We start from the raw sequence: 26,509 nt of genomic DNA, 5'->3' as shown, positions 1-26,509 counted from the left end.
CCGGGGCGCCCCGCCCCCCGGGTCCGGGGGGGCCCCCCCCGACGACACCCAGCGCTTGTGGACCCCGCACCGGATGGCCTACATCGGCGGCGAGAACAAGCCCGAGGACCCGGACGACGGCCGTCAGTGCCCGTTCTGCACCGCCCCGCAGCGCTCGGACGAGGACGCCTTGATCGTGCACCGCGGTCAGAGCGCCTACGCGATCCTGAACCTGTACCCGTACAACTCCGGGCACCTGCTGGTGTGCCCCTATCGGCACGTCGCGGACTACACGGAGCTCACCCAGGACGAGGTGCTCGAGGTCGCCGAGATCGCCCGCACCGCGATGCGGGTGATCCGCGAGGTCTCGAACCCCGCAGGCTTCAACCTGGGCATGAACCAGGGGCCAGTGGCAGGGGCCGGCATCGCCGCCCATCTGCATCAGCACGTGGTCCCGCGCTGGATGGGGGATGCGAACTTCCTGCCCATCGTGGGTCGCACCAAGGCCGTGCCGATCATGCTGGCGGACACCCGGCGGCTCTATGCCGAGGCATGGCGCTGATCTGCCGGGGCACGGCGCTGAGCTACCATGGCCGCGGCCCAGGTCACCGCGCGCCAGGTGCCACGGCGATCACTCGGGGGAGGGGAGCACAGGATGAACCGCACTGACGCTCCCGCGCGCACCCCCGCCGGGGCCCCCGGGCAACAGCCCGGTCCGCTGCCACCGCGAGGAGCACCCGGGCCGGTTCGGCGCGACGGTCAGGGCCCGCCGGGTCCAGACCCCCGCAACGACGGCTACGGCTACGACGTCGATCGCGTCGATCCCCGCGGCCCGGTCAGGCTCGGCGATGCACGGACGCCACGGGTGCGCAGGCGGCGCGCCTGGCTGCAGTGGCTCGTATGGGGAGGCTCCATCCTGGGGCTGCTGCTGGTGGCCGCGGGTGTCTACCTCTTCGCGATCAGGCCGCTCGGCTTCGGCACCTCGCTGGTGGCGTTCACCGCTGCCCTGGTGCCGGTCACGATCGTGCTGCTGGCGATCTGGTGGCTCGACCGCTACACCCCCCAGCCCCGCCTCACCCTGGTCTATGCGTTCATCTGGGGCGCTGCCGGGTCCGTGGGCCTGACCCTTTTCTTCGGCGGCTTCTTCACCGCCTGGATCAGCCCCACCGAGCCCGAGGCCATCACCGCCGAGTTCCTGGGTGCGGTGATCCAGGCCCCCGTGGTCGAGGAGTTCACCAAGTCCCTGGGCCTGATCGCTCTGCTGTGCTGGGGGCGGCGCTTCATCGGCGGCCCGATCGACGGCGTGGTCTATGCGGCGCTGATCGCGGGGGGCTTCGCCTTCACCGAGAACATCCTGTACTTCGGGCAATCCTTCCACCAGGCCCAGGCGATGGGGGAGGTGGCCGTGTTCTGGCAGACCTTCTACCTGCGCGGCCTGCTCTCGCCCTTCGCCCATGTGTCCTTCACCGCGCTGTGCGGCCTGGGGCTGGGGATCGCGGCGGAGCGCCGGTCGCTGATGCTGTACTTCGGCCTCGGCATCGGCGGGCTCTCGCTGGGCATGGTGCTGCACGCCCTGTGGAACGGCTCGGCCTTCTTCATCGAGGTCGACCCCGCGGACCCGCTCGCCGGGTTCCTGCGCTACTACCTCACCGTCCAGGTGCCCATCTTCGTGCTGCTGGCCGCCATCGCCATCTGGCTGCGGGTGCGCGAGCGCCGCATCCTGCGCCGCCAGCTCAGCGAGTACGGCAGGGCGGGATGGTTCTCGCCCGACGAGGTGACCATGCTGCTGTCGATGCGGCGGCGCCGGAAGGCGGAGAAGTGGGCGGGTCGCCACGGGGCTCTGGCGCGCATGGGCATGCGCGATCTCATCCGCGCCGCGGTCGAGCTGGCTCTGGACCGCCACAGCGTCCTGTTCGGCAGACCCACTCGACGATCCCGCATGCGCGAGCGCGAGCTGCTGGAGATCATCACCGCGGATCGTCGCCTGATCGGCGCCCTCACCGCGCCCGTCGTGCGCGAGGTGACCCGGCCGGCTGCCGATGGGGCCGCAGCTCCTGCGGGTCGGGCTGCCTCCGCCGTCTGCGCCTGAGGTCATCCCCGCGCGAGCGGCGGTCCACGGCGTATGCAAGGAACCGCTGGCGGCCGAGGTCGAGGGCCGCCCCGTAGAATGGGCCGCCGACAGGACGCACGTGATCGGGAGGAGAACGATGGCCGGGCATTCCAAGTGGGCGACCACCAAGCACAAGAAGGCCGCTCTGGACGCCAAGCGGGGCAAGCTGTTCGCCAAGCTGGTGAAGAACATCGAGGTGGCAGCCCGGATGGGCGGCCCCGACCCGGCCGGCAACCCCACCCTGTTCGACGCCATCCAGAAGGCCAAGAAGACCTCCGTCCCCAATGACAACATCGACCGTGCCGTCAAGCGGGGCGGCGGGCTCGACGGCGGCGGCGTCAACTACGAGACCCTCATGTACGAGGGCTACGCCCCCGGTGGGGTGGCCGTCCTGGTGGAGTGCCTCACCGACAACAAGAACCGCGCGGTCTCCGAGGTGCGTCTGGCCTTCAGCCGCAACGGCGGCAACATGGCGGACTCCGGCTCGGTCTCCTACCTCTTCGAGCGCAAGGGCGTCGTCACCGTGCCTCGGGGCGAGCTCAGCGAGGAGAACCTGCTGGAGGTGGTGCTGGACGCCGGTGCGGAGGAGATCCTCGAGGAGGGGGAGACCTTCGAGATCCACTCCGCCGCCACCGATGTGGTGGCGGTGCGCACCGCGCTCCAGGAGGCGGGCATCGACTACGACAGCGCCGAGGCCCAGTTCGTGCCCACCATGCGCACCCCCGTAGAACTGGACGGTGCGAAGAAGGTGCTGCAGCTGATCGACGCGCTCGAGGACAGCGACGACGTGCAGGAGGTCTACTCCAACGTGGACATCCCCGCCGAGGTCGCCGCACAGCTCGAGGACGAGGACTGAGGTCCGCACGCCGATGTCGCTGCGTGTGCTGGGGGTGGACCCCGGGCTGACCCGCTGCGGCATCGGCGTGCTGGATTCCGCCGGGGGTCGACGTGCCACGCTGGTGGCCGCCGGGGTGGTGCGCTCCTCGAGCGAGGACCCGATCGACCAGCGCCTGCTGGCCATCTCCCGCGGGCTGCGCGCGTCGATCGAGGAGCACGCCCCGGACGTGGTCGCTGTCGAGCGCGTGTTCAGTCAGAACAACACCCCCACCGTGATGGGCACCGCTCAGGTGTCCGGGATCGCGATCCTGCTCGCCGCCGAGCGGCGCATCCCGATCGCCATGCACACGCCCTCGGAGGTCAAGGCCGCGGTCACCGGGTACGGCCGCGCCGACAAGAAGCAGATCCAGGCCGTACTGGTGAAGCTGCTGGGCCTGGACGCCCCGCCCAAGCCCGCCGATGCCGCTGACGCAGTCGCGATCGCGCTCACCCAGCTGTGGCGGGGGCCCGGGCCGGTGCGGCTGGACTCCACCGGCGGGGCGCGCACCAGCGCCCAGGCGCGCTGGGCGGAGGCGGAGCGCGCGGCCCGACGCGCCCGGGACTCCTCCACCTCCCGCTTCTGATCGAACACTCGTTCTAGGGTGGCCGCGTGATCGCTTCATTGACCGGGCGCGTGGCCCGCATCGAGTTGGACGCGCTGGTGCTGGAGGTGGGCGGCATCGGCTATCTGGTGCGCACCACGCCGCAGGCCCTGGCCTCCACCCGCCACGGTGCCGAGCTCACCCTCCACACCGAGCTGGTGGTGCGCGAGGACTCGCTGACCCTGTACGGATTCCCCCACCCCGAGGAGACGGAGATCTTCCGCATCGTCCAGTCGGTCTCCGGGATCGGTCCCCGCATCGCCCTGGCGGTGCTGGCGGTGCTGGAGCCGGAGGAGCTGCGCCGGGCCGTGGCCGAGGAGGACGTCCGGACCATCACCCGCACACCAGGCATCGGGCCGAAGGTCGCCGGGCGGATGATCCTCGAGCTGAGCGGCAAGCTCGCCACCCCCAGCGGGGCGCCGGCGAGCACCACCGCCCCGGCAGGGTCGCCGGCCGCCGCCGGCGGAGGCGGGATCGACGCCGATGTGATCGAGGCCCTGGTGGGCCTGGGCTGGCCGGAGAAGGCCGCCGCCGGCGCTGTCGCCACCGCCCGCGAGGGCGAGGGCTCCGACCTGGATGCCGCGTCCCTGCTGCGCAGCGCCCTGCGCGGACTGGCGAGCGCCCGATGAGCGCGAGCAAGGACCAGGGCCTGAGCGCTAAGGGGGGCGCGGGGGTGAGCGAGAGGTTCGAGGAGGGCGCCGAGGACCAGCATCCCGGGCACCTCACCGACCCCGATGCCGTCGCCCCCGAACGTGCCGCCGAGGCGGCGCTGCGACCTCGTCGGCTCGAGGAGTTCGTGGGCCAGCAGGTGGTCCGCGATCAGCTCTCGCTGGTGCTGGAGGCCGCCACCGGCCGCGGCCGCACCCCGGAGCACGTGCTGCTGTCCGGCCCTCCGGGCCTGGGCAAGACCACCCTGGCGATGATCATCGCCGCCGAGCTGTCCGCGCCCCTGCGCATCACCTCCGGGCCGGCCGTGCAGCACGCCGGGGACCTCGCCGCGATCCTCTCCTCCCTGGACGAGGGCGAGGTGCTGTTCATCGACGAGGTGCATCGCCTGGCACGGCCCGCCGAGGAGATGCTGTACATCGCCATGGAGGACTTCCGGGTGGACGTGGTGGTGGGCAAGGGGGTGGGCGCCACTGCGATCCCGCTGGACCTGCCCCCGTTCACCGTGGTGGGTGCCACCACCCGGGCAGGCCTGCTGCCCGCTCCGCTGCGCGACCGGTTCGGCTTCGTGGGGCACCTGGACTACTACGGGTCCGGAGAGCTGCGCGAGGTGGTACGGCGCTCCGCGGTGCGACTGGAGGTGGAGCTGGAGGACGAGGCCGCCGCCGAGATCGCCTCCCGCTCCCGCGGCACCCCCCGCATCGCCAACCGTCTGCTGAGGCGGGTCAGGGACTGGGCGCAGGTGCGCGGCACCGGCACCCTGGACCTGGAGGCGGCCCGCGAGGCCCTGCGGGTGTACGAGGTCGACGAGCGCGGGCTGGACCGGCTGGACCGCGCCGTCCTCAGTGCCCTGTGCACACGGTTCGCCGGGGGACCGGTGGGGCTGTCCACCCTCGCCGTCGCCGTGGGGGAGGAGACCGAGACGGTGGAGACCATGGTCGAGCCCTACCTGGTGCGGGAGGGCTTCCTGGTGCGCACACCGCGAGGACGCACCGCGGCACCCTCGGCGTGGAGCCATCTGGGGCTTGCACCCCCGGAGCCGCAGACCGGCACCACGCCGCCGCTGGGTCGCTTCTGATCCCGGAGCGGTAGAGTGGGGCGGCCCGACCCGGGCACCGCTGTGCCCTTCGCCCCCTGACCACTGCTCCCGGGCCGCCCGTCGGAAGGAACCCTGTGGAATCCCTGCTCCCGCTCCTGTTCATGTTCGCCCTGCTGATGCTGCCGATGGTCTGGCTCTCCAGCCGTCAGCGCAAGATGCAGCAGCAGCAGATGGAGGCGGTGTCCCAGCTGGGCATCGGCGACGAGGTGCGCACCCATTCGGGCTTCTACGGCATCATCGTCGAGGAGTTCGGCGACCAGGTGATCCTGGAGACGGAGAACGGGGCCCAGATGAAGTGGGACCGCCGCGCGATCTCCGGTCTCGCCCAGCCCACCGGCCCGGCCGCGGAGGCCGCGACCGCCGATGGCGCCGAGGCCGATCGGCTGGACCCCGCGCTGGAGGACCAGGAGCGCGTCGACCCCGCTCCCTCGGCGGTCTCGGACGATCTCTCCACGCCGTACGATGACAGCGTTCGTCGCGAGGACCCGGCCGGGACCTCGGAGAGCGACGGGTACGAACAGGATCGCCGCCAGCGCTGATCATCGCCTGATCAGCCGTCTCCCGGCGCCTCCCGCTGCCCTGCCCATCGCATTGACCTGCCCGTCGTCCTGAGGAACCGCGCTCCATGCCCCTGCGCCGTCTAGCTCTTGCCGCACTCGCGGTGCTCATCCTGCTGTTGGGCGGTGGTATCGCCGCCGGCACGAAGTGGGGCGGTTGGCACCCGGCACCGGCCCTGTCCCTCGATCTGGCCGGTGGTACGCAGGTGATCCTGCAGGCCACCTCCCGTGACGGCTCGCCGATCGACCGGGACGCCATGGAGCAGGCCCGGCAGATCATCGCCCAGCGCGTGAACGCCATGGGTGTGGCAGAGACCGAGATCACCGTGCAGGGCGGCACCAACATCGTCATCGACGTACCGGGCACGATGGACCAGGCCACCTCCGAGGCCCTGCGGCAGACGGCCGCCATGGGCTTCCGCCCGGTGCTGGGCGTGGTCGCACCCGAGGGTACCGGGGAGGCGCTTCCCTCCGACGGCGGCGGCTCGGACGCGGGCGCCTCCGATGCCGGTGGCGACGCTGGCAGCGGCGAGACCTCCCAGCCGCCCGCCGATCCCAGCGCCCTGCAGTTCGACCCCCTGGTGGGCACTGATCCCTCGATGGCACCCACGCCCACCGCTCCCGGTCAGGACGACCTGCCGTACCCCGCGTGGTCCATGGACTGGCTCACCGCCGAGATCCAGAACGAGCTGATGACGGTCGACTGCACCGACCCGGCCGCCCAGCAGGAGCGGGTCTCCCAGGCCGCACCGGATGAACCGGTCGTGGCCTGCGACCCCGACGGCACCCAGAAGTTCGTGCTCGGCCCCCAGGTGGTGGCCGGCTCTGCCGTGCGCGATGCCAGCGTGGGCTCCGACATGACCCCCACCGGGCAGCCCACCGGCTTCTTCGTCACCAACATCCGCTTCCAGGACGACGCCGCGCAGTCCTTCTCCCACATGACGCAGGCGCTCTACGGCGGCGAGGGCGCCACCACGGCCTTCGCCATCGTCCTGGACGGCCTGGTCATCTCCGCCCCCACCGTGGAGGAGCCCTCCCCGGGCGGTGAGGCCTCCATCTCCGGCAACTTCACCCAGGAGCAGGCCTCCCAGCTCGCGGACCAGCTGCGCTTCGGCGCGCTGCCGTTGGAGTTCGAGGTCGCCTCCGAGCAGCAGATCTCCGCCACGCTCGGCTCGGACCAGCTGGAGAAGGGCCTGATCGCCGGCCTCATCGGGCTGGCGCTGGTGGTGCTCTACGCGATCGGTCAGTACCGGGCCCTGGCGGTGGTCACCACAGGCAGCCTGATCGTGACGGGGACGCTCGCCTACGGCATCCTCACGGTGCTCTCCAACATCCCCGAGATCGGCTACCGGCTCTCCTTGGCGGGAGTGGTGGGCCTGATCGTCTCGATCGCCTTCACCGCCGACTCCTTCATCGTGTACTTCGAGAGGGTCAGGGACGAGATCCGCGACGGCCGCGGGATCGTCTCCGCCGTCGATCACGGCTGGGCCCGTGCGCGCCAGACCATCCTTGCCTCCGACGCGGTGAACCTGATTGCCGCGGTGGTGCTGTACGCGCTGTCCACCGGCGGTGTGCGCGGATTCGCCTTCGTGCTGGGCATCACGACGATCCTGGACCTTGTGGTGGTGTTCCTGTTCACCCACCCCCTGCTGCAGACCCTCGTGCGCACCCGGTTCTTCGGCAAGGGGCACCCGATGAGCGGCCTGGACCCCGCGATGCTGGGCCGCAGCGTGCCCGCCTACGCCGGCCGAGGGCGGGTGCGCACGCTGAGCGAGACCCGGCCCCGCGGGCGCAGCTCCCGGGCCGTCGAGCCGGAGCCGCGGCTCACCCTGGCCGAGCGCAAGGCACTGCGTGCCCAGGAGAGCGCGCAGGAGGATCCGCCCAGCAGAGGTTCAGATCCGACCGGGGAGGAGAACCGATGACCACCGCACTGTCCTCCTTCGGCAACTCCCTGCACGACGGGACCCGCTCCTTCCCCTTCGTGCGTCGACGCCGCACCTGGTACCTGCTCAGCGCCGTGGTGCTGCTGGTGCTGGGCACCATCGGGGCCCTGCGCGGCCCGGCCCTGGGAATCGAGTTCACCGGGGGATCGGAGTTCCAGATCGCCGGTGTGGGCGATGCCGATCAGGCCGTGGCCCGCGACATCGTGCGCGAGCACGTGCCCACCAACGAGCCCAAGATCTCGGTGCTCGGCCAGGACACCCTGCGGGTGCAGACCGAGCAGCTGGATCCCGCCGAGACCAGCACCCTGGCCCAGGAGCTCGCCGAGGGGTACGGGGTGGAGACCTCGAACGTCTCGACCTCCTTCGTGGGACCGGTGTGGAGCGGCGACATCACTCAGAAGATGCTGCGGAGCGTCGCCGTGTTCCTGGCGCTGGTGGCCCTGACGATGGCGCTGTACTTCCGCAACCTCAAGGCCTCGATCGCCGCGATGCTGGCGCTACTGCACGACATGGCGCTCACCATCGCCGTGTACCTGGTGGTGGGCTTCGAGATCACCCCGGCCACCGTGATCGGCTTCCTGACCATCCTCGGCTACTCCCTGTACGACACGATCGTCGTGTTCGACAAGGTGCGCGAGAACACCGAGGACCTCACCTCCCAGCACCGCTTCACCTTCGCCGAACAGGTGGAGCGTGCCGCGAACCAGACCCTGGTGCGCTCGATCAACACCTCGGTGGTCGCCCTGCTCCCCGTCGGCGCGATCCTGGCGATCGGCGCCTTCGTGCTGGGGGCCGGCACGCTGAAGGACATCTCCCTGGCGCTGTTCGTCGGCATGCTGGCCGGCACCTACTCCTCGATCCTGCTGGCCCCCGGGCTCCTGGTGGACCTCCGGCGCCGGGAGCCGGAGATCGTCGCCCACACGCGCCGCGTCCGCGGCGGGTATGACGCCGAGGACCCGGGAGCCGAGGACCCGGCCCACGTCGAGGCCGACACCGGTGAGCGCGATGTCGAACAGGCCGCCGACCGGGACCCGGATGACGTGGACACCGAGGTCGCCGAGCGCACGGACGCCGCGCCGACCGAGGACCGATCGGATGATGCGCCGCACTCCACAGCCGCCGACCGCACCCGATACCAGCCGCGCCGCACCTCACGTCGGCGTCGGAACGCACCACGACGAGGACAGCCATGACCGCCGACCACCGCCTCGCCCAGCAGGTCGCCGACCTGCTCGGCACCCATATAGCCGAGTACCCCGACTTCCCGGAGCCCGGAGTGCTGTTCCGGGACATCACGCCGCTGCTGCGCGACGCGAAGGCGCTGCGCACGGTCATCGAGTACTGGGTGGGCATGCTCCCGGAGAACATCGAGTACATCGTGGGCACCGAGGCCCGCGGGTTCGTGCTCGGTGCGCCGCTGGCCTACGAGCTCGGAGCCGGATTCGTGCCCGTGCGCAAGGCCGGCAAGCTCCCCGGCGCCCCTGCCTCCCTGCGCTATGACCTCGAGTACGGCTCGGCGGAGGTGCAGATCCAGAAGGACGCCCTGCCCGCGGGGGCCCGCACCCTGGTGGTCGACGACCTGCTCGCCACCGGCGGCACCGCGGCCGCGACGGTGGAGCTCACGCGCACCTTCGGTGTGGAGCTGCTGGGTGCCTCGTTCCTGATCGAGCTGGAGGGGCTGCAGGGCCGCGAACGGCTCCCGGACGTCCCGATCACCACGGTCTGGTCGATCCCGAACTGAGACCCGGCTGCCCGCGGACTCGGGTCCGACCTGCACCGCTGCGAGCGTAGACTGACCGTCTCAGGCAGGAGGTGAGCAGTGCAGGACCGCACCGTACCCGAGGGCGCCGTGGGGCGGGCCTCCGAGAGGTCGCCCTTGAGCCCTGCCTCCTCGCCCTCGAGCCCTGCTTCTGCTTCTGAAGGCCCGGCCGTCCCCCCGCGGCGCGGCCGCTCCCGGCTGTCCTTCTTCGGCTCCCGGCCTGCCTCCAGCACCTCCCCGTTGCTGGTCCCGCTGCTCGAGACCTTCGCACCTGGCCGCTCCAAGGAGGAGCTGGCGCTGATCCAGCGCGCCTTCACCGTGGCCGAGCGCGCCCACCGCGGGCAGATGCGCAAGAGCGGCGACCCGTACATCACCCACCCGGTCTCGGTCGCCACCATCCTCGCCGAGCTGAGCTCTCCCGCCGAGGTGATCGCCGCCGCCCTGCTGCATGACACCGTCGAGGACACCGACTACTCCCTGGACCAGCTCCGTGAGGACTTCGGTGAGGTGATCGCCGTGCTGGTGGACGGCGTCACCAAGCTGGACAAGGTCACCTACGGGGAGGCCGCCCAGGCCGAGACGGTGCGCAAGATGATCGTGGCGATGAGTCGCGACGTGCGGGTGCTGCTGATCAAGCTGGCCGACCGCGTCCACAACGCGCGCACCTGGAAGTACGTCCCGGCGGCCTCCGCGGAGCGCAAGGCCAAGGAGACCCTGGAGATCTACGCCCCGCTGGCGCACCGGCTGGGCCTGAACACGATGAAGTGGGAGCTGGAGGACCTCTCCTTCCAGGCGCTGTACCCCAAGGTGTACGAGGAGATCGTGGCGCTGGTGGCCCAGCACGCCCCGGCGCGGGAGCAGCACCTCTCCGCAGTCTCACGGCAGATCCGGGAGGACGTGCGCAAGGCGAAGATCAAGGCGGAGGTCACGGGCCGTCCCAAGCACTACTACTCGATCTACCAGAAGATGATCGTGCGCGGCAGGGACTTCGCCGACATCTACGACCTGGTGGGCGTGCGCGTGCTGGTGGACACGGTGCGGGACTGCTACGGCGTGCTGGGGATCCTGCACGCGCGGTGGTCGCCCGTTCCGGGGCGGTTCAAGGACTACATCGCGCTGCCCAAGTTCAACCTGTACCAGTCGCTGCACACCACGGTGATCGGGCCCACCGGGAAGCCGGTGGAGATCCAGATCCGCACCTGGGAGATGCATCGACGAGCGGAGTACGGCGTCGCGGCCCACTGGAAGTACAAGGCGATGGCCGGCAGCAGCTCCTCGCCCCGCGCCATCAGCGACGAGGCCACGTGGCTGCGTCAGCTGATGGAATGGCAGAAGGACACGACCGACTCCGGGGAGTTCCTCGACTCCCTTCGCTTCGAGATCAACACCCAGGAGGTCTACGTCTTCACCCCCAAGGGGGACGTGCTGGCCCTCCCCCAGGGATCCACCCCGGTGGACTTCGCCTACTCGGTGCACACCGAGGTGGGGCACCGCACCATGGGGGCGCGGGTCAACGGTCGGCTGGTGTCGCTGGAGTCCACGCTGAACACGGGCGACGTGGTCGAGGTGTTCACCTCCAAGGCACCCGGTGCGGGCCCCAGCCAGGACTGGCTCGGCTTCGTGAAGTCCGCCCGCGCGCGCACCAAGATCCGCCAGTGGTTCTCCAAGGAGCGCCGCGAGGGCGCCCTGGACAAGGGCAAGGAGGATCTCGCCAAGGCGCTGCGCCGGCAGGACCTGCCGATGCGGCGACTGCTCACCCACGAGACCCTCGCCACGGTGGCCTCGGATCTCAACCTCGGCTCGGTCGATGCCCTGTACACCGCGATCGGCGAGGGCCATGTGGGCACGCAGAACGTGGTGGAGAAGCTGCGGGCCACTTTCGGAGGGTCCGACGGCGCCGCCGAGGACGTGGCCGAGATGGCGCTGCCATCGAAGGCCCGCTCGCGACCCTCCCGGGCGCAGCGGCACGTCTCCGACACCGACCAGGGCGTGGTGGTGGACGGACAGACTGACCTGTGGGTCAAGCTGGCCAAGTGCTGCGCTCCCGTGCCGGGTGATCCGATCATCGGCTTCGTCACCCGGGGTTCCGGCATCTCCGTGCACCACACCAGCTGCGGCAATGCGGAGCAGCTGCGCCAGAACCAGCCCGACCGCCTGGTGGACGTGCACTGGTCCGGCCGGATGGGATCGGCCTACCTGGTGCACATCAAGGTGGAAGCGCTGGACCGCTCCCGCCTGCTGACCGATCTGGCCCTGGTGATCTCCGAGCAGCAGGTGAACCTGCAGTCAGCCTCCGCCCAGTCCCACGACGATCGCCTGGCCACCGGGTACTTCTCCTTCGAGCTCGCGGATCCGGCGCATCTGCAGTCGGTGCTGGCGCAGGTGCGGCGGGTCGAGGGCGTGTACGACGTCTACCGGGTCACGGCCGACGGCAAGCCGGTCTCCGCGGCCGCCCCGCTCTCAGCCTCCTGAGCGGGCGCGGGCGGCGCGAGGGAAGCTGTCCCGGTCAGCAGGGCCTCCAGCCGTCGATGCGCGGTCCGGGTGAGGTAGTGGTGGCCGAGGGAGTGCAGCTGACCCTCGACCTCCGCCTCGGTGACGTGGCCGGACTCCAGCAGGGCCCGCACACAGCGAGCGGCGGTCGTGGCATCGGCGAAGCGCAGCAGATCCAGGGCTGTGCGCACCGGCGAGGTCACCGGCGCGCCGCCGACGGTCTCGACGTCACCGGAGCTGAACGAGGCGTGCGCGACCCGGACCCCCGCCACGCGGCTGCGGTGCGCCGGCGTCAGCAGCCGGGCCGGCGCCGGTGGCGTCCCGCCCAGGATCACCCACGCAGCGGATTCACCGGCGATCACGTGGTGGGAGCGCAGCTGTGGCCCGATGGCAGCACCCAGCAGCAGAGCGCGCCGGAGGGCACTGCTCAGGACATCGGGCGGGACGAACACGCCCGGCACGATGCGCTGCAGGTAGCCGTCGGCGACCAGGGAGTCCATGGTGGGGGACTCCGGCCAGGCCTGCAGCTCGGCGGCGAGCGGGACGGCGAGCTCCGCCGCATGCTGCGACCATGCCGCACAGGGAGCGTCGTCGCCGAGGGGGTCCATGCACCGACGATGACGCAACCGGCCGGCCCCGACAATGGGGACCGGCCGATTGTGGACGGGATGCGGTGGGGAGGATCCTCGCTCAGCCGAGGTCGCGAGCCGAGCGCTCGATGACCGCCAGCCACTCCTTGCGGGCCTCGAGGGCGGCCTCGGCCTCTGCGATCCGCTTCGGGTCACCGGACGCCCTTGCCTTCTCCAGCGCCTCCTCGTAGCCGGAGATGGCCGCATGCAGCTGAGAGGACGCACCCTCGACACGCGCCTTGGTGCGCGGGTCGGTTCGGCGCCACTCGTCCTCCTCGGCCTTGCGCACCGCGCGCTCGACGGCCCGCAGGCCGTCCTCGATGCGGTGCATGTCCGAGCGCGGCACCTTCCCGGCCTCCTCCCAGCGGTCCTGGATGGAGCGCAGCGCGGACTTGGCGCCCTCCAGGTCCCGCTTCGGGTCGATGGCCTGTGCCTCGGCCAGCAGTGCTTCCTTGACCTTCAGGTTCTCCTTCTGCTCGCCCTCGGTGGCCTTGAGGTCCTCGTTGCGGGCGGCGAAGAAGTGATCCTGGGCGGCCTTGAAGCGGGCCCACTGGGCGTCGTCCTTCTTGCGGCTGCCCCGGGGAGCCCTGCGCCACCGGTCCATCAGGTCCTTGTAGGCGCGGACGGTCGGCCCCCAGTCGGTGGAGTCCTTCATCGACTCCGCCTCGGCGATGAGCTGCTCCTTGACCTGCGCGGCCTCGCCGTGCTTCTCATCGAGCTGCGAGAAGAACTGCTTGCGCATGCGGTCGAAGGAGGCCCGGGCCGAGGACAGCCGCTTCCACAGCGCCTCCTCGGTGGGGCGGTCCAGCGACACGCCCTCGGACTGCATCGTCTTCCACGTGGGGACCATCTGACGCATGGTCTCCCCGGCGCTCTTCCAGGAGATCTGCGAGGGATCGGTCGCCACCAGCGCCTCGATGGACTCGACGAACTCGGTGCGGCGCGCCGTGGCCTCCTCCCGAGCGGCCACCCGCTCCGCCTCCAGGGCCTGGATCTTCGACTTCGCGTTCTCGCGCAGATCGTGTGCCCGCGCCCGCAGGGCCGGGATGTCACCGACCACCTGAGGCTCCTTCATGTTCTTGCGAAGGTTCTCCAGCAGACGGTTCAGATCGTTCTGGGTGTGCTCCGGTGCGGCGAGCCTCTTCTCGGTGAGATCGAGGAAGGCCACCAGGTCCAGGTATGCCCGAGCGAAGGGCTCCAGCGCCTTGTCGCGGTCGGCCTCGGCGGTGGTGCCGATCGTGCGCACCTGCGTCCCGTCCTGCACGGTCACCGTGCCGTCCTCGGCCACGGAGCCGAACTCCCGCGCCGCAGCGATCGCCGCCTCGTCGTACTGCGCGGGCGGGGGGACCGCGGGGAGCAGGGGAGCCGAGGGCTTCTTGCCGGCCAGAGCGGCAGGGGAGGGCGCGCCCGGTCGAGGTGAGGGGCGGGGGACCGCTCGGGGCTTCGGGCTCGCCGATGGTGCGGCCTGCGGGGGGACGGGGGTCTCGGACTCGCTCACGACTGAGCTCCTTCGATCTGATCCGCTGCGGGGCGGGACGGGCCGTCACCGGGACGGCCGGGGCTGTCGCGGCGCTCCGGAAGGGGAGCGCCACGAGAGGGAACTCTACAGCGATTCGGCAGGTGATCCGCTCCGCATCCGTCTCCTCGCCGGGGCCATAATGGTCGGGCCCGTCCAAGACCGCCTCCCGTGAAGGAAGTGCATCCCGTGGCGAAGATCTCCGCCCTGTCCGGATTCCCCGAATGGCTGCCCTCCGAGCGCCTTGTCGAGCAGCACGTCATCGACGTGTTCCGCGAGGTCGCCGAGCTGCACGGGTTCTCCGGCATCGAGACCCGCGCGGTCGAGCCGCTCGAGCAGCTGCTGCGCAAGGGGGAGATCGACAAGGAGGTGTACGTGCTGCGCCGCCTGCACGCCGAGGACGAGGACGCCTCGGCCGCCGGGGCGGGATCCGACCCGGCGCGCACCCTGGGCCTGCACTTCGACCTCACCGTGCCCCTGGCCCGGTACGTCCTCGAGCACCAGAACGACCTCGCCTTCCCGCTGCGCCGGTACCAGGTGCAGAAGGTGTGGCGCGGCGAGCGCCCCCAGGACGGCCGATTCCGAGAGTTCTACCAGGCAGATCTCGACGTGATCGGGCAGGACACCCTGCCCGGCCACATCGAGGCCGAGGTGGCCGTGGTGATGGCCGAGATCCTGGCCCGCCTGCCCCTGCCCGCGGTCACCATCCACGCCAACACCCGGAAGCTGTCCGAGGGCTTCTTCCGCTCGATCGGCCTGGAGGACCACACCGCCGTTCTGCGCGCTCTCGACAAGCTCCCCAAGATCGGCGAGGAGGCCGTGCGCGACCTGCTGCTGGGGGAGGCGGGCGCCAGCATCGAGCAGGCCGACGCGTGCCTCGCCTTCGCCCAGATCCGCACCCGTGACGCCTCCTTCGCCGAGCAGGTGCGCGAGCTCGGCGGCCGCGGCGAGATGGTCGAGGAGGGCATCGAGGAGCTCACCGCTGTGGTGGAACGGGTGGAGGCAGCCGTCCCGGGTGTCATCCTGGCGGACCTCTCGATCGCCCGCGGCCTCGACTACTACACGGGCACCGTCTTCGAGAGCTTCGTCGAGGGGCACGAGGGACTGGGCTCGATCTGCTCGGGCGGTCGCTACGACTCCCTGGCCACCGACAACCGCCACAGCTACCCCGGGGTGGGGCTGTCCATCGGGCTCTCCCGCCTGGTGGCGCGGATGCTCTCGGCGCAGATGGTGCGCGCCACCCGGCCTGTCCCCACCTGCGTGCTGGTGTCGGTGGCCGACGAGGGCTCCCGCTCGGACAGCGACGCCGTCGCCCGCGCGCTGCGCTCCCGCGGCATCCCGTGCGAGGTGGCCCCCACTGCCGCGAAGCTCGGCAAGCAGATCCGCTACGCCGACCGACGGGGGATCCCCTTCGTGTGGTTCCCCTCCGCTGACGGCGAGCACGAGGTCAAGGACATCCGCAGCGGTGAGCAGTCCTCCGCCGACGTCGCCACCTGGCAGCCGCCGGCGAAGGACCGCACCGTGCGGATCGTCCCGGCCGACGGGGCCTGACCGATGTGAACTGGCTCACGCGGCGTGCGGGTAAGGAATCTGCCGGCCCCGCCCGTCGTTCGTCCTGGCATGGCTACAGTCACCCTGACCGCTGAGAACCACGACACGACCGTCGAGGACGGCATCGTCCTGATCGACTTCTGGGCGGGCTGGTGCGTTCCCTGCCAGCGCTTCGCCCCGATCTTCGAGAAGGCCGCCGAGGAGCACACCGACGTCACCTTCGCGAAGGTGGACACGGAGGACCAGCAGCAGCTGGCCATGCGCTACGGCGTCACCTCCATCCCCACGCTGGTCGCCTACCGCGAGGGCATCCCGGTGTTCTCGCAGGCCGGGGCCCTGCCGCAGTCGGCACTGGAGGACCTCATCGGCCAGGTGAAGAACCTGGACATGGACCAGGTGCGCAAGGCCTACGCCGAGGCGCAGGAGCAGCAGGAGGGCTGACGAGCCCCGCTCCTCCACGAGACACGAGGCCCGCATCCGATCGCATGCGGGCCTCGGCGCGTCTCCGGGGCCGGTTGCGAGCTGCGACGCTCGCAGCGGCCCGTGGTGGGCCGTCAGTCCCCGTTGCCCTCGTGCCGACGGAACGAACCGGAGCGGCGCTTGGAGTCGAAGCGGGAGCCCCCGCCCTCGCGGTGCCACGGCTTGGCACCGTCGCGTCGCAGCGACCGATCTGCCTCCCGGCGGAACCCGCGGTCGCCGTCCCTCGTGAAGGAGCGGTCGCCGTCGCGGCGGAACGGACGGTCGCCGGCCGGGCGGCGGTCGCGACGGGGTCCGGTGTCCTCGGCGATGCGCAGCTCACGGCCGCCCACCTTCGCCGAGCCGATCGCGGCCAGCTGCTGCGAGCTGAGCCCACCGCGGATCTCCACCAGGGAGAAGCTGCCGAAGATCGAGATCTTGCCGACGTCCTTCCCGTTCACGTTCCCCTCGCCGGTGATCGCCCCGACGATGGCCGGCGGGCGCGCCCCGTGGGTGTGGCCCACACCGATGCGGTAGGCGGTGTAGCCCTTCTCGGTGCGCGGTGCGGGCCGCCGCTCGTCCTCACCGCGGTCACGGCCGCGATCGCGGCCGGTGAGGGTGGCGCCGGTGAACTCCTCGTCCTCGGTGACGGTGCCGGGGCCGTCGTCGCCCACACCCATTGCCGCCAGCGCGACCGCCAGCTCCACGGCATCGAGCTCCTTCTCGGCCAGGAACTCGCCGATCAGTTCGCGGTAGAGCTCCAGGCGGCCCCGCTCCAGGCGCTCGGGTGCCTTGCCCAGCAGGGCCTGCAGCCGATGCTTGGACACGTCCCGCGGGGAGGGGACCTGCGCTTCCTCGAGAGTCTGACGGGTGGCCTTCTCGATCGCCCGCAGGGCGCGCCTCTCGTGAGGACCGATGAAGGTGATTGCCTGACCGCTGCGGCCGGCACGACCGGTGCGGCCGATGCGGTGCACGTAGGCCTCCGGCTCCCGCGGGACGTCGAAGTTGACGACCAGGCCGATCTTCTCCACGTCCAGACCGCGCGCGGCGACGTCGGTGGCCACCAGCACCTTCAGGGAGCCGTCGCGCAGGCGCTCGACGATCTTCTCGCGCTCCTTCTGGGGGACGTCGCCGCTGATGCTCGCGGCGACCAGGCCGCGGGAGACCAGCTCGGAGCCCACCTCCTCGGCAGCGGCGCGGGTGCGCACGAACACGATCGCGGCCTCCGCATCGGTGGTGGCCAGCACCCGGGCCAGGGCACCGGTGCGATGCCGGAACGGCACCACGGCGTAGCTCTGGTGCACGCTGTCCACGGTGGAGGACTGCGGGGAGACGCTCACCCGGACCGGGTCGTCCATGTGCTCGGAGGCCACCTTCTGGATGGCTGGAGGCATGGTGGCCGAGAACAGCGCCACCTGGCGGGTGGCGGGGGAGTGGGACAGGATTTCCTCCACGTCCTCGGCGAATCCCATGCGGAGCATCTCGTCGGCCTCGTCGAGGACGGCGAAGCGCACGCCGTCCAGGCGCAGCGTGCTGCGCTTCATGTGATCCATCACGCGCCCGGGAGTGCCGACGACCACCTGCACGCCGCGGCGCAGTGCCTTCTCCTGCGGGCCGTAGGGGGAGCCGCCGTAGACGGCGACCACGTCCAGACCGTCGATCGAGGTGGCGAAGGACGTGATCGCATCGGCCACCTGCATCGCGAGCTCGCGGGTGGGGGTCAGCACGATCGCCTGGACGGACTTCTCCGCCGGATCCATGGCGGACAGCAGCGGCAGTCCGAAGGCGGCCGTCTTCCCGGTGCCGGTCTGGGCGACGCCGATGACGTCGCGCCCGCTGAGCAGCGCGGGGATCGTCTGCACCTGGATGGGGGAGGGCCGCTCGAAGCCGAGCTCGGCGACGGCGCGGCGCAGAGGAGCCGAGAGCCCCAGGTCGTCGAAACCGGTCTGGGCGGGGGAGGGTGTGTCGTCGGTCGACTCGGGGGCAGGGGCAGCGTCGGTCATGAAGTCCTTCGGCGGTGGGGGTGGAGCCCGGCGAGTCGCGCAGGGCGGTGCTCGTACGGCGACGGGCGGGTGGACCCGCACTACCGCAGGTCGGACGAGGTGACAGTCTACGGGCGGGGCTGCCCCCGGGATAGGGGTGCGTCCGGCGATGTCGCTCACCCTGCGCGGTACGCTGGGCCCCGGCGGCCCGTGCCGCCTCGCGGACCCGGATGCCCGGTCGCACCGGATCCGCGGTACCCGCCCCTAGTGATGAAGGACTTCTCGTGCTGCGCACCCATCTCGCCGGCGAGCTCCGCCCGGAGCACATCGGACAGACCGTCACCCTCACCGGATGGATCGGTCGCCGCCGTGATCACGGCGGCGTGACCTTCCTGGACCTGCGCGACGCCTCCGGGGTGGCCCAGGTGGTGGTGCGCGAGGACGAGGCCATGCATCTGCGCAACGAATACGTGCTGAAGGTCATCGGCACGGTCGATCGCCGCCCCGAGGGCAACGAGAACCCGCAGCTGGCCACCGGCGACATCGAGGTCACCGCGACCGAGGTCGAGGTGCTCAACGCCTCTGCCCCGCTGCCCTTCCAGCTCGACGAGCACACGGAGGTCGGGGAGGAGACCCGTCTGCGCTACCGGTACCTGGACATGCGCAGGCCCGGCCCGGCTCGCATCCTGCGCCTGCGCTCGGACGCCAACCGCGCCGCGCGCGAGACCCTCCTGGACGACGGCTTCGTCGAGGTGGAGACGCCGACCCTCACCCGGTCCACCCCCGAGGGCGCCCGGGACTTCCTGGTCCCCGCGCGCCTGGCCCCCGGCTCCTGGTACGCGCTGCCGCAGTCCCCGCAGCTGTTCAAGCAGCTGCTGATGGTGGGCGGCGTGGAGAAGTACTTCCAGCTGGCCCGCTGCTACCGCGACGAGGACTTCCGCGCGGACCGCCAGCCCGAGTTCACCCAGCTCGACATCGAGATGAGCTTCGTGGACCAGGAGGACGTGATCACGATGGCCGAGGGCGTCGTGAAGAGCGTGTGGGCGCTGGCCGGGCACGAGATCAGCACCCCCATCCCGCGGATCACCTATGAGGAGTCGATGCGCCGCTACGGCTCGGACAAGCCCGACCTGCGCTTCGACCTCGAGATCACGGAGATGACCGAGTACTTCGCGAGCACCCCCTTCAGGGTGTTCCAGGCGCCCTACGTCGGTGCCGTGGTGATGGCCAGAGGTGCCTCCCAGCCGCGCCGCCAGCTCGACGCCTGGCAGGAGTGGGCCAAGCAGCGCGGCGCCAAGGGTCTGGCCTACGTGCTGGTGCAGGAGGACGGCACCCTCGGCGGGCCGGTCGCCAAGAACCTCTCCGAGCAGGAGAAGGAGGGGCTCGCGCAGAAGGTCGGCGCCGAGCCCGGCGACTGTGTGTTCTTCGCCGCCGGCGAGCCCAAGCCTTCCCGCGCCCTGCTGGGGGCCGCGCGGGCAGAGATCGCCGAGCGACTGGGCCTGATCGACCACGACGCCTTCTCCTTCGTGTGGGTGGTGGACGCCCCCATGTTCGAGCCCGCCGGTGACGCTGTCGCCGCGGGCGACGTCGCCGTCGGCTCCGGTGCCTGGACCGCTGTGCACCACGCCTTCACCGCACCCAAGCCCGAGTACCTCGACACCTTCGACACCGACCCGGGCGCCGCCCTCACCGACGCCTACGACCTGGTGTGCAACGGCAACGAGATCGGCGGCGGCTCGATCCGCATCCATCGCCGCGACGTGCAGGAGCGCGTGTTCGCGGTGATGGGACTGAGCCCCGAGGAGGCCCAGGAGAAGTTCGGGTTCCTGCTGGACGCCTTCGCCTACGGTGCCCCGCCCCACGGCGGCATCGCCTTCGGCTGGGACCGCGTGGTGGCACTGCTGTCCGGTGTGGAGTCGATCCGCGAGGTGATCGCGTACCCGAAGTCCGGCGGCGGCTACGACCCGCTCACGCAGGCCCCGGCACCGATCACCCCGCAGCAGCGCAAGGAGGCCGGCATCGACGCGAAGCCCGCAGCTCCCGCGAGGAAGAAGGAGGCGAAGGACAGCGCCGAGGCGGGCCCGACGGGCGGCGACCAGCAGGCCTGAGCTCGCAGCGACCCCGAGCACGACGAAGCCCGCCCGGTGATCCGGGCGGGCTTCGTGCCGACGGGCGGTGCGCGTCAGCCGCGCGGAGCCTCACCGTGCTTGATCATGGGCCGGGGCAGTCGCCAGCGGCGGATCTGGATCGAGCGCATGATGCCGTATCCCACCAGTCCCCTCTCCACGTCACCGAAGCGCTCGGTGAGCACGGCGCGCAGGCGCTTGCGCAGGAACACCGAGTCCACCACGCAGGCGATGATCCCGCCCCACAGCACGATGATCATGCCGGTGCTCATCACCATGTACAGGTCAGGCCTGACCAGCGGCAGCACCAGTGCCACCAGCATGAAGGCCAGGGCGACCGGGAAGAAGATCTCGGCGAGATTGCGCCGGGAGTCGACGACATCGCGCACCAGGCGACGCTCGGGCCCGCGGTGCTGGATCGGCATGTTCTTCTCGTCGCCGGTCATCAGCGCCTGCTGGGCGTTCATCCGCTCCCGCTGGGAACGCTCCCGGTCCCGCCGGCGCGCCTCCTTGCGGTCGGTGACCACCAGCGGACGGCGCCGGGCGGCTTCGGCCTCGCGGCGGCTGCGGGTGGGCCGACCCTTCGAACCGGGCCTGACGGGCTGCGGCTCCGGCTCGGGCTGGGCGGGGGGCTGGGACTTGCGGAAGATCACCGGGGCATTCTAGGCGGGGTCACCTGGGACGCGTCCGGGCGGTACGGTGGCAGGCATGAACGGAGTTGACGATCACATCCCGTCCCGTCCCCGGAGCGATGCCGGAAGCGGCACGGCACCGTGGGGCCCTGACACCGATCCTTCCGCGCTGGAGGCGCAGCTCCAGCAGCTCCTGCCCCAGGCGATCGCGGATCTCGAGGACCTCGTGCGCATCCCCTCGATCGCGTTCCCCGGCTACGACCGCCAGCCCGTGCACCGCAGCGCCGAGGCTGTGGCGGACCTGCTGCGCGATGCCGGCCTGCAGGAGGTCTCGATCGAGTCCGTGGGGGACGGTGCACCGGCGGTGATCGCCCGCACCCCTGCCCGGGAGGGCATGCCCACCGTGATGCTGTACGCCCATCACGACGTGCAGCCCACCGGGGATGTCGAGGCGTGGTCCAGCGCCCCGTTCGAACCGACCCGCCGGGGCGATCGGCTGTTCGGCCGCGGGGCCGCCGACGACAAGGCCGGCGTCATGGCGCACGTGACCGCCCTGCGCCTGGTCGGGGAGCAGCTGGCCGCCGACGGCATCGGGGTGACCGTCTTCGTGGAGGGGGAGGAGGAGTGCGGCTCGCCCACCTTCCGCCCGTTCATCGAGGCCTACCGCGAGCAGCTCGCCGCCGATCTGATCATCGTGGCGGATTCGGCCAACTGGGACGTGGGCACCCCCGCCCTGACCACCAGCCTGCGCGGTGTGGTGGACCTGACCGTCGAGGTGCGGGTGCTCGAGCACGCCGTGCACTCCGGGCTGTTCGGTGGACCCGTCCTGGACGCCCTCACCCAGCTCTCCCGCCTGATCGCCACCCTGCACGACGGGAACGGCGAGGTCGCCGTCGAGGGCCTGGTCCGCGCCGCGGACCCCGCCGTCGAGATGCGAGAGGCCGACTACAGGCGAGATGCAGGGGTCCCCGCCGGCCTCGCCCTGTCCGGGACCGGTGGTATCGCCGCCCGGCTGTGGACCAGGCCCGCACTGTCCGTGATCGGGATCGATGCACCCGCCGTCAAGGAGGCCTCCAACACCCTGATCCCCGCGGCTCGGGCGAAGATCTCCCTGCGCATCCCGCCCGGCCAGGAGCCCGCCGCCGCCATGGAGGCCCTGGCGAGGCATCTGGAGGCGCACACGCCGCCCACCGCACAGGTGACCATCAACCAGGGCGAGGAGGGCAAGCCCTACCAGGCGAAGCAGGACACCCCCGCCACCGCCCTCGCGCGAGCGGCGCTCGGCACCGCCTGGGGCACCGAGGCCGTGGACACCGGGCTGGGCGGCTCCATCCCCTTCATCGCCGATCTGCTGGAGGTCTTCCCCGACGTGGAGGTGCTGGTGACGGGGGTGGAGGATCCGCAATCGCGGGCACACGGCATCGACGAATCGCTCCACCTGGGGGAGTTCGCCCGCGTGTGCCTGGCCGAGGCGCTGCTGCTGCGCGGCGCGGGTGCTCTGGGCAGGGCCTCGTGACCCATCCCCACGACCGCAGCGGGCGAGAGCCGGGAGCCAGCCCCACCGTCTCGATCCTGACGGTGCCCGCCCTGTTCGGCGGGCTCGTGCTCGGCTTCCTCGCCGGGTACTTCCTCGTGTGGTGGGGGGCGCTGGTGGTCATCGCCGTGGTGATGGGGGCGTTCGCCGCCGTCGTCTCCGGCCGGGAGCGGGATGCCGCCACCGCGCTGATCCTCGGCACCGTACTGGGCTACGGGGGAGTGCTGCTGCTGGCCACGTTCCGCGGGGCGCTCTGACAGCAGCCGCAGCACCGCGAGGGTGAGCCGCATCGCCCCCGCGCCCCGGCCACCGCCCGATCGAGCGGCGTAGGCTTGTGACACATCAGCTCTCCGAGGAGGACCTCCATGACCATCGCCACCGAGCGCCCGTCCGCCGCCCACGGCGTGACCCTCACGCCCGTCGCCGTCGCGAAGGTGAACTCTCTGCTCGAGCAGGAGGGGCGCGATGACCTCCGCCTGCGAATCGCGGTGCAGCCGGGCGGCTGCTCCGGTCTCATCTACCAGCTCTACTTCGACGAGCGCCTGATGGACGGCGATCTCACCGTCGACTTCGATGGCGTCGAGGTGGTGGTGGACAAGATGAGCAACCCGTACCTCACCGGTGCCGTGATCGACTTCGCCGACAGCATCGAGAAGCAGGGCTTCACGATCGACAATCCCAACGCGCAGAGCTCCTGCGCCTGCGGCGACTCCTTCGCCTGAGCCGCACCTCACAGTGCGCGTCCAGGGCCGTCCGCCCAGCGTGCCTTTGGTCCCGGACGCTCGCAGAACGCGTATGATGACGGGGTGCCGTCAAGTGTCGGGGCCGCAGAAAGTCCTGGTCCTGGCCTTCCCGCGAGGGAACGGCACCGCGGGCGGCAGCCCACCGAGCACCGGCTCCCCTCCCCAGGGGCCCACGGAACGAGCGGAAGGTCATCCTCAGTGATCCCCCAGGCCACACAGCGTCCGCGGCGTCGACGCCGCGCGGCGGCAGCAGGCGCGGCCCTCGCGGCGCTGCTGCTCACCGGTTGCACCGACGAGCAGCTGCGCGGGTACCTCCCCGGCTACAACGACGGCCAGGTCACCAACCACACCGAGCGCATCACCGAGATGTGGGTGGGCTCCTGGTCCGTGCTGGTCCTGGTCGGCCTGCTGGTGTGGGGACTGACCATCTGGTGCGCCATCGCCTACCGTCGCCGCAAGGACGACGTCGGCTACCCGATCCAGCTCCGCTACCACGTGCCGCTGGAGCTGATGTTCACCCTGCTGCCCGTGGTCATGATCATGACCCTCTTCTACTTCACCCAGCGCGACGTGCGCGAGATCGAGCACCACGTGGCCGAGCCCGACCTGACCGTCAACGTGGTGGCCAAGCAGTGGAGCTGGGACTTCAACTACGTCGAGCACGATGTGCACGAGCCCGCTGGCGTGCAGTCCTTCCAGACCGGCCAGGAGGGCGCAGCCGAGGCCCTGCCCGTGCTGTACCTCCCCGTCGGCCAGACGGTCGAGTTCCAGCTCGACTCCCGCGACGTGATCCATTCCTTCTGGGTTGTGGACTTCCTCTACAAGAAGGACATGTTCCCCGGCCACACCACGAGCTTCCAGATCACTCCCACACGTGAGGGCGTCTACGCGGGCAAGTGCGCCGAGCTGTGCGGCGAGTACCACTCGGACATGCTCTTCAACGTGCACGTGGTCTCCCAGGAGGAGTTCGACCAGCGCATGCAGGAGCTCGAGGAGCAGGGTTACACCGGCCAGCTCGGTGTGGACCTGAACCGCAACGAGGAGGACTGGTCGATGCGCGAGCGCTACGACGAGGCACACCCCCGCAACGCCGAGCGCACCACCACCCCGCCTGCTGAGGAGAACGACCAGTGAGCGCCCCCACCACCACCACCCGTCAGGTGCCCGCACGCTTCGAGCAGCGCGGTGAGCACAAGCGCGGGAACAAGATCTTCGATCTGCTGACCACCACGGACCACAAGCTCATCGGTCTGCTCTACATGGGCATGGCCTTCGCCTTCTTCTGCTTCGGCGGTGTGCTGGCGCTGATGATCCGCGCCGAGCTGTGGGAGCCCGGCCTTCAGGTCGTGGTCTCCAAGGACCAGTACAACCAGCTGTTCACCATGCATGGCACGATCATGCTGCTGATGTTCGGCACCCCGCTGTTCAACGGCTTCGCGAACTACCTGGTGCCCCTGCAGATCGGCGCCGTCGACATGGCGTTCCCGCGACTGAACATGTTCGCCTTCTGGCTCACCCTGTTCGGTTCGCTGATCGCCGTGGGCGGCTTCCTCACCCCGCAGGGCGCGGCCTCGTTCGGCTGGTTCGCCTACGCGCCCCTGGCCGACACCACGTTCAGCCCCGGCCTGGGCGGTGATCTGTGGGTCTTCGGACTGGCGTTGCAGGGCTTCGGAACCATCCTGGGCTCGGTCAACTTCATCACCACGATCATCTGCATGCGCATGCCCGGCATGACGATGTTCCGCATGCCGGTCTTCACCTGGAACGTGCTGATCACGGGCGTTCTGGTGCTGATGGCGTTCCCGCCGCTGGCCTCCGCGCTGCTGGCGCTCGGCGCTGACCGTCGCTTCGAGGCGCAGATCTTCAACCCTGAGAACGGTGGCCCGGTGCTGTGGCAGCACCTGTTCTGGTTCTTCGGCCACCCCGAGGTGTACGTGCTCGCCCTGCCGTTCTTCGGCATCGCCTCGGAGATCATCCCGGCCTTCAGCCGCAAGCCGATCTTCGGCTACAAGACGCTGGTGGGCGCCACCATCTCGATCGCCGCCCTGTCCGTGACCGTGTGGGCCCACCACATGTACACCACGGGCGCAGTCATGCTGGACTTCTTCGCCTTCATGACGATGCTGATCGCCGTGCCCACGGGCGTGAAGTTCTTCAACTGGGTGGGCACCATGTGGAGGGGGTCGATCACCTTCGAGACCCCGATGCTGTTCACCCTCGGCTTCCTCACCACGTTCCTCTTCGGTGGGCTCACCGGCGTGATCCTGTCCAGCCCGGTGCTCGACTTCCACATCTCCGACACCTACTTCGTGGTGGCCCACTTCCACTACGTGATCTTCGGGACCGTCGCCTTCGAGATGTTCGCCGGCTTCTACTTCTGGTGGCCGAAGATGTTCGGCTACAAGCTCAGCGAGAAGATCGGCAAGATCCACTTCTGGATGCTGATGATCGGCTTCCACATGACGTTCCTGGTGCAGCACTGGCTGGGCGTCATGGGTGCTCCCCGTCGCTATGTGAACTACCTCGCCGAGGACGGCTTCGGCTGGATGAACCAGCTCTCCACCGTGGGGGCGTTCATCCTGGGTGCCTCCACGTTGCCGTTCATCCTCAACGTGGTGCTCACCCACATCAAGCGCGAGAAGGTCTTCGTGGACGACCCGTGGGGCTACGGCGCCTCGCTCGAGTGGGCCACCTCCTGCCCGCCGCCGCGTCACAACTTCCATTCGCTGCCGCGCATCCGCTCCGAGCGTCCCGCCTTCGACCTCCACCACCCGGAGGTCAGCGCGCAGGACCACATGCTGAATCAGGAGCCGGCACAGAACAGGGACACCAACTGACATGAGAGCATCAGCGCGCATCTTCTGGATCCTCGCGGTCTTCTTCCTGATCGTGGCGATCATGTACGGCCTTCTCACCGGTTTGTACGAGCCTCTCGGCATCGAGCCCGTCGGGTTCCCGGCCATCCTGGCGCTGTCCGGACTGGCAGCCATGATCGGCACGTACCTCACGCTCAACAACCGCAAGTTCGGGACCCGTCCGGAGGACCGTCTGGACGCGGAGGTCGAGGACGAGGCCGGTGTGCAGGGCAGCTTCGCGCCCTACAGCTGGTGGCCCCTGTGGGCGTCCCTCGGTGCCGCCCTGGTGTTCCTGGGGGTTGCTGCGGGTTGGTGGATCTTCGCCCTGGGCATCATCGTCTCGATCTACGGCGTGATCGGCTGGGTGATGGAGTTCTCCACCGGCCAGTACAGGCACTGACCTC

The 26,509-nt window shown here is 70.5% G+C and carries 24 protein-coding genes; 20 read left to right on the top strand and 4 right to left on the bottom strand.

All coding sequences use genetic code 11. The features are described 5' to 3' along the window. Nucleotides 1–55: 55 nt before the first annotated feature. The 11 genes from M4D54_RS10555 (at nucleotide 56) to M4D54_RS10505 (ending at nucleotide 12,063) form a co-directional block, all read left to right on the top strand. Nucleotides 56–541, top strand: coding sequence for an HIT domain-containing protein (locus tag M4D54_RS10555; protein ID WP_228019596.1), 486 nt, complete (start codon nucleotides 56–58; stop codon nucleotides 539–541). 93 nt (nucleotides 542–634) lie between these two features. After that, nucleotides 635–2,068, top strand: a complete 1,434-nt coding sequence (locus M4D54_RS10550; RefSeq protein ID WP_259891331.1) for a PrsW family intramembrane metalloprotease — start codon at nucleotides 635–637, stop codon at nucleotides 2,066–2,068. Between the two features lie 118 nt (nucleotides 2,069–2,186). Then, nucleotides 2,187–2,945: a YebC/PmpR family DNA-binding transcriptional regulator gene (locus M4D54_RS10545; protein ID WP_193866200.1), complete on the top strand. Its 759-nt coding sequence runs from the start codon at nucleotides 2,187–2,189 to the stop codon at nucleotides 2,943–2,945. Between the two features lie 13 nt (nucleotides 2,946–2,958). Further along, nucleotides 2,959–3,549, top strand: a complete 591-nt coding sequence (ruvC, locus tag M4D54_RS10540; RefSeq protein ID WP_193866201.1) for a crossover junction endodeoxyribonuclease RuvC — start codon at nucleotides 2,959–2,961, stop codon at nucleotides 3,547–3,549. 26 nt (nucleotides 3,550–3,575) lie between these two features. Continuing rightward, entirely contained in the window at nucleotides 3,576–4,196 is a 621-nt protein-coding gene (ruvA, locus tag M4D54_RS10535; RefSeq protein WP_193866202.1) for a Holliday junction branch migration protein RuvA, read from the top strand. Beyond that, on the top strand, nucleotides 4,193–5,311 hold the full coding sequence (ruvB, locus tag M4D54_RS10530) for a Holliday junction branch migration DNA helicase RuvB (protein ID WP_396121492.1): 1,119 nt from the start codon (nucleotides 4,193–4,195) through the stop codon (nucleotides 5,309–5,311). Before ruvA ends, ruvB begins: the two co-directional genes overlap by 4 nt. Nucleotides 5,312–5,406: 95 nt before the next feature. Next, nucleotides 5,407–5,871 carry a preprotein translocase subunit YajC gene (gene yajC, locus M4D54_RS10525; RefSeq protein WP_259891326.1) on the top strand — a complete coding sequence of 155 codons (465 nt, stop codon included), beginning with the start codon at nucleotides 5,407–5,409 and terminating at the stop codon, nucleotides 5,869–5,871. Between the two features lie 86 nt (nucleotides 5,872–5,957). Further along, nucleotides 5,958–7,811 carry a protein translocase subunit SecD gene (gene secD, locus M4D54_RS10520; protein ID WP_193866204.1) on the top strand — a complete coding sequence of 618 codons (1,854 nt, stop codon included), beginning with the start codon at nucleotides 5,958–5,960 and terminating at the stop codon, nucleotides 7,809–7,811. Continuing rightward, on the top strand, nucleotides 7,808–9,025 hold the full coding sequence (secF, locus tag M4D54_RS10515; protein WP_193866205.1) for a protein translocase subunit SecF: 1,218 nt from the start codon (nucleotides 7,808–7,810) through the stop codon (nucleotides 9,023–9,025). The genes secD and secF overlap by 4 nt, the downstream gene beginning before the upstream one ends. Next, nucleotides 9,022–9,573: an adenine phosphoribosyltransferase gene (locus M4D54_RS10510; protein ID WP_193866206.1), complete on the top strand. Its 552-nt coding sequence runs from the start codon at nucleotides 9,022–9,024 to the stop codon at nucleotides 9,571–9,573. Before secF ends, M4D54_RS10510 begins: the two co-directional genes overlap by 4 nt. Before the next feature lie 78 nt (nucleotides 9,574–9,651). Further along, nucleotides 9,652–12,063 (top strand): bifunctional (p)ppGpp synthetase/guanosine-3',5'-bis(diphosphate) 3'-pyrophosphohydrolase, encoded by a 2,412-nt coding sequence (locus M4D54_RS10505; RefSeq protein ID WP_193866207.1) that lies wholly within the window; start codon nucleotides 9,652–9,654, stop codon nucleotides 12,061–12,063. On the opposite strand, the gene M4D54_RS10500 is transcribed toward M4D54_RS10505, so the two are convergent. Both M4D54_RS10500 and M4D54_RS10495 read right to left on the bottom strand, forming a co-directional pair. Then, nucleotides 12,003–12,689, bottom strand: coding sequence for a hypothetical protein (locus tag M4D54_RS10500; protein ID WP_193866208.1), 687 nt, complete (start codon nucleotides 12,687–12,689; stop codon nucleotides 12,003–12,005). The genes M4D54_RS10505 and M4D54_RS10500 overlap by 61 nt on opposite strands. A gap of 82 nt (nucleotides 12,690–12,771) precedes the next feature. Then, the gene (locus M4D54_RS10495; protein ID WP_259891323.1) at nucleotides 12,772–14,208 is read right to left on the bottom strand and encodes a DUF349 domain-containing protein; all 1,437 of its coding nucleotides are present in this window, start codon (nucleotides 14,206–14,208) and stop codon (nucleotides 12,772–12,774) included. A 207-nt stretch (nucleotides 14,209–14,415) separates the two neighbouring features. Here M4D54_RS10495 and hisS point away from each other — a divergent pair, with 207 nt between their 5' ends. Together hisS and trxA are read left to right on the top strand one after the other, a co-directional pair. Continuing rightward, entirely contained in the window at nucleotides 14,416–15,777 is a 1,362-nt protein-coding gene (gene hisS, locus M4D54_RS10490) for a histidine--tRNA ligase (protein ID WP_193866209.1), read from the top strand. Between the two features lie 69 nt (nucleotides 15,778–15,846). Continuing rightward, a complete protein-coding gene (gene trxA, locus M4D54_RS10485; protein ID WP_193866210.1) occupies nucleotides 15,847–16,218 on the top strand; it encodes a thioredoxin in 372 nt (123 codons plus the stop codon). Between the two features lie 113 nt (nucleotides 16,219–16,331). Here the strand turns inward: trxA and M4D54_RS10480 are convergent, their stop codons facing one another. Continuing rightward, the gene (locus tag M4D54_RS10480) at nucleotides 16,332–18,236 is read right to left on the bottom strand and encodes a DEAD/DEAH box helicase (protein WP_259791842.1); all 1,905 of its coding nucleotides are present in this window, start codon (nucleotides 18,234–18,236) and stop codon (nucleotides 16,332–16,334) included. Nucleotides 18,237–18,499: 263 nt separating this feature from the next. On the opposite strand from M4D54_RS10480, the gene aspS reads away from it, so the two are divergent. Beyond that, nucleotides 18,500–20,323 carry an aspartate--tRNA ligase gene (aspS, locus tag M4D54_RS10475; protein ID WP_193866212.1) on the top strand — a complete coding sequence of 608 codons (1,824 nt, stop codon included), beginning with the start codon at nucleotides 18,500–18,502 and terminating at the stop codon, nucleotides 20,321–20,323. Nucleotides 20,324–20,397: 74 nt separating this feature from the next. Here the strand turns inward: aspS and M4D54_RS10470 are convergent, their stop codons facing one another. After that, complete coding sequence (locus M4D54_RS10470) at nucleotides 20,398–20,994, bottom strand: DUF3043 domain-containing protein (protein WP_193866213.1); 597 nt, start codon at nucleotides 20,992–20,994, stop codon at nucleotides 20,398–20,400. 55 nt (nucleotides 20,995–21,049) lie between these two features. Between M4D54_RS10470 and M4D54_RS10465 the strand changes: the two genes are divergently transcribed. From M4D54_RS10465 to M4D54_RS10440, 6 genes are all read left to right on the top strand, one after another. Further along, entirely contained in the window at nucleotides 21,050–22,489 is a 1,440-nt protein-coding gene (locus M4D54_RS10465) for a dipeptidase (protein WP_193866214.1), read from the top strand. Continuing rightward, on the top strand, nucleotides 22,486–22,764 hold the full coding sequence (locus M4D54_RS10460) for a hypothetical protein (protein WP_193866215.1): 279 nt from the start codon (nucleotides 22,486–22,488) through the stop codon (nucleotides 22,762–22,764). Before M4D54_RS10465 ends, M4D54_RS10460 begins: the two co-directional genes overlap by 4 nt. Nucleotides 22,765–22,872: 108 nt before the next feature. Continuing rightward, the gene (gene erpA / locus M4D54_RS10455; RefSeq protein WP_193866216.1) at nucleotides 22,873–23,229 is read left to right on the top strand and encodes an iron-sulfur cluster insertion protein ErpA; all 357 of its coding nucleotides are present in this window, start codon (nucleotides 22,873–22,875) and stop codon (nucleotides 23,227–23,229) included. Between the two features lie 219 nt (nucleotides 23,230–23,448). Then, nucleotides 23,449–24,384 carry a cytochrome c oxidase subunit II gene (coxB, locus tag M4D54_RS10450; protein ID WP_193866217.1) on the top strand — a complete coding sequence of 312 codons (936 nt, stop codon included), beginning with the start codon at nucleotides 23,449–23,451 and terminating at the stop codon, nucleotides 24,382–24,384. Then, the gene (ctaD, locus tag M4D54_RS10445; RefSeq protein WP_193866218.1) at nucleotides 24,381–26,087 is read left to right on the top strand and encodes a cytochrome c oxidase subunit I; all 1,707 of its coding nucleotides are present in this window, start codon (nucleotides 24,381–24,383) and stop codon (nucleotides 26,085–26,087) included. The genes coxB and ctaD overlap by 4 nt, the downstream gene beginning before the upstream one ends. A 1-nt stretch (nucleotide 26,088) precedes the next feature. Next, on the top strand, nucleotides 26,089–26,505 hold the full coding sequence (locus M4D54_RS10440) for a cytochrome c oxidase subunit 4 (protein WP_259791849.1): 417 nt from the start codon (nucleotides 26,089–26,091) through the stop codon (nucleotides 26,503–26,505). The last annotated feature ends 4 nt before the right edge of the window (nucleotides 26,506–26,509 follow it).

This window comes from Brachybacterium sp. p3-SID1565, from assembly GCF_025143785.1.
GTDB lineage: Bacteria > Actinomycetota > Actinomycetes > Actinomycetales > Dermabacteraceae > Brachybacterium > Brachybacterium epidermidis.
Note: the sequence above shows the minus strand (reverse complement) of the source record. Positions and strands in the feature narration are given on the sequence as shown.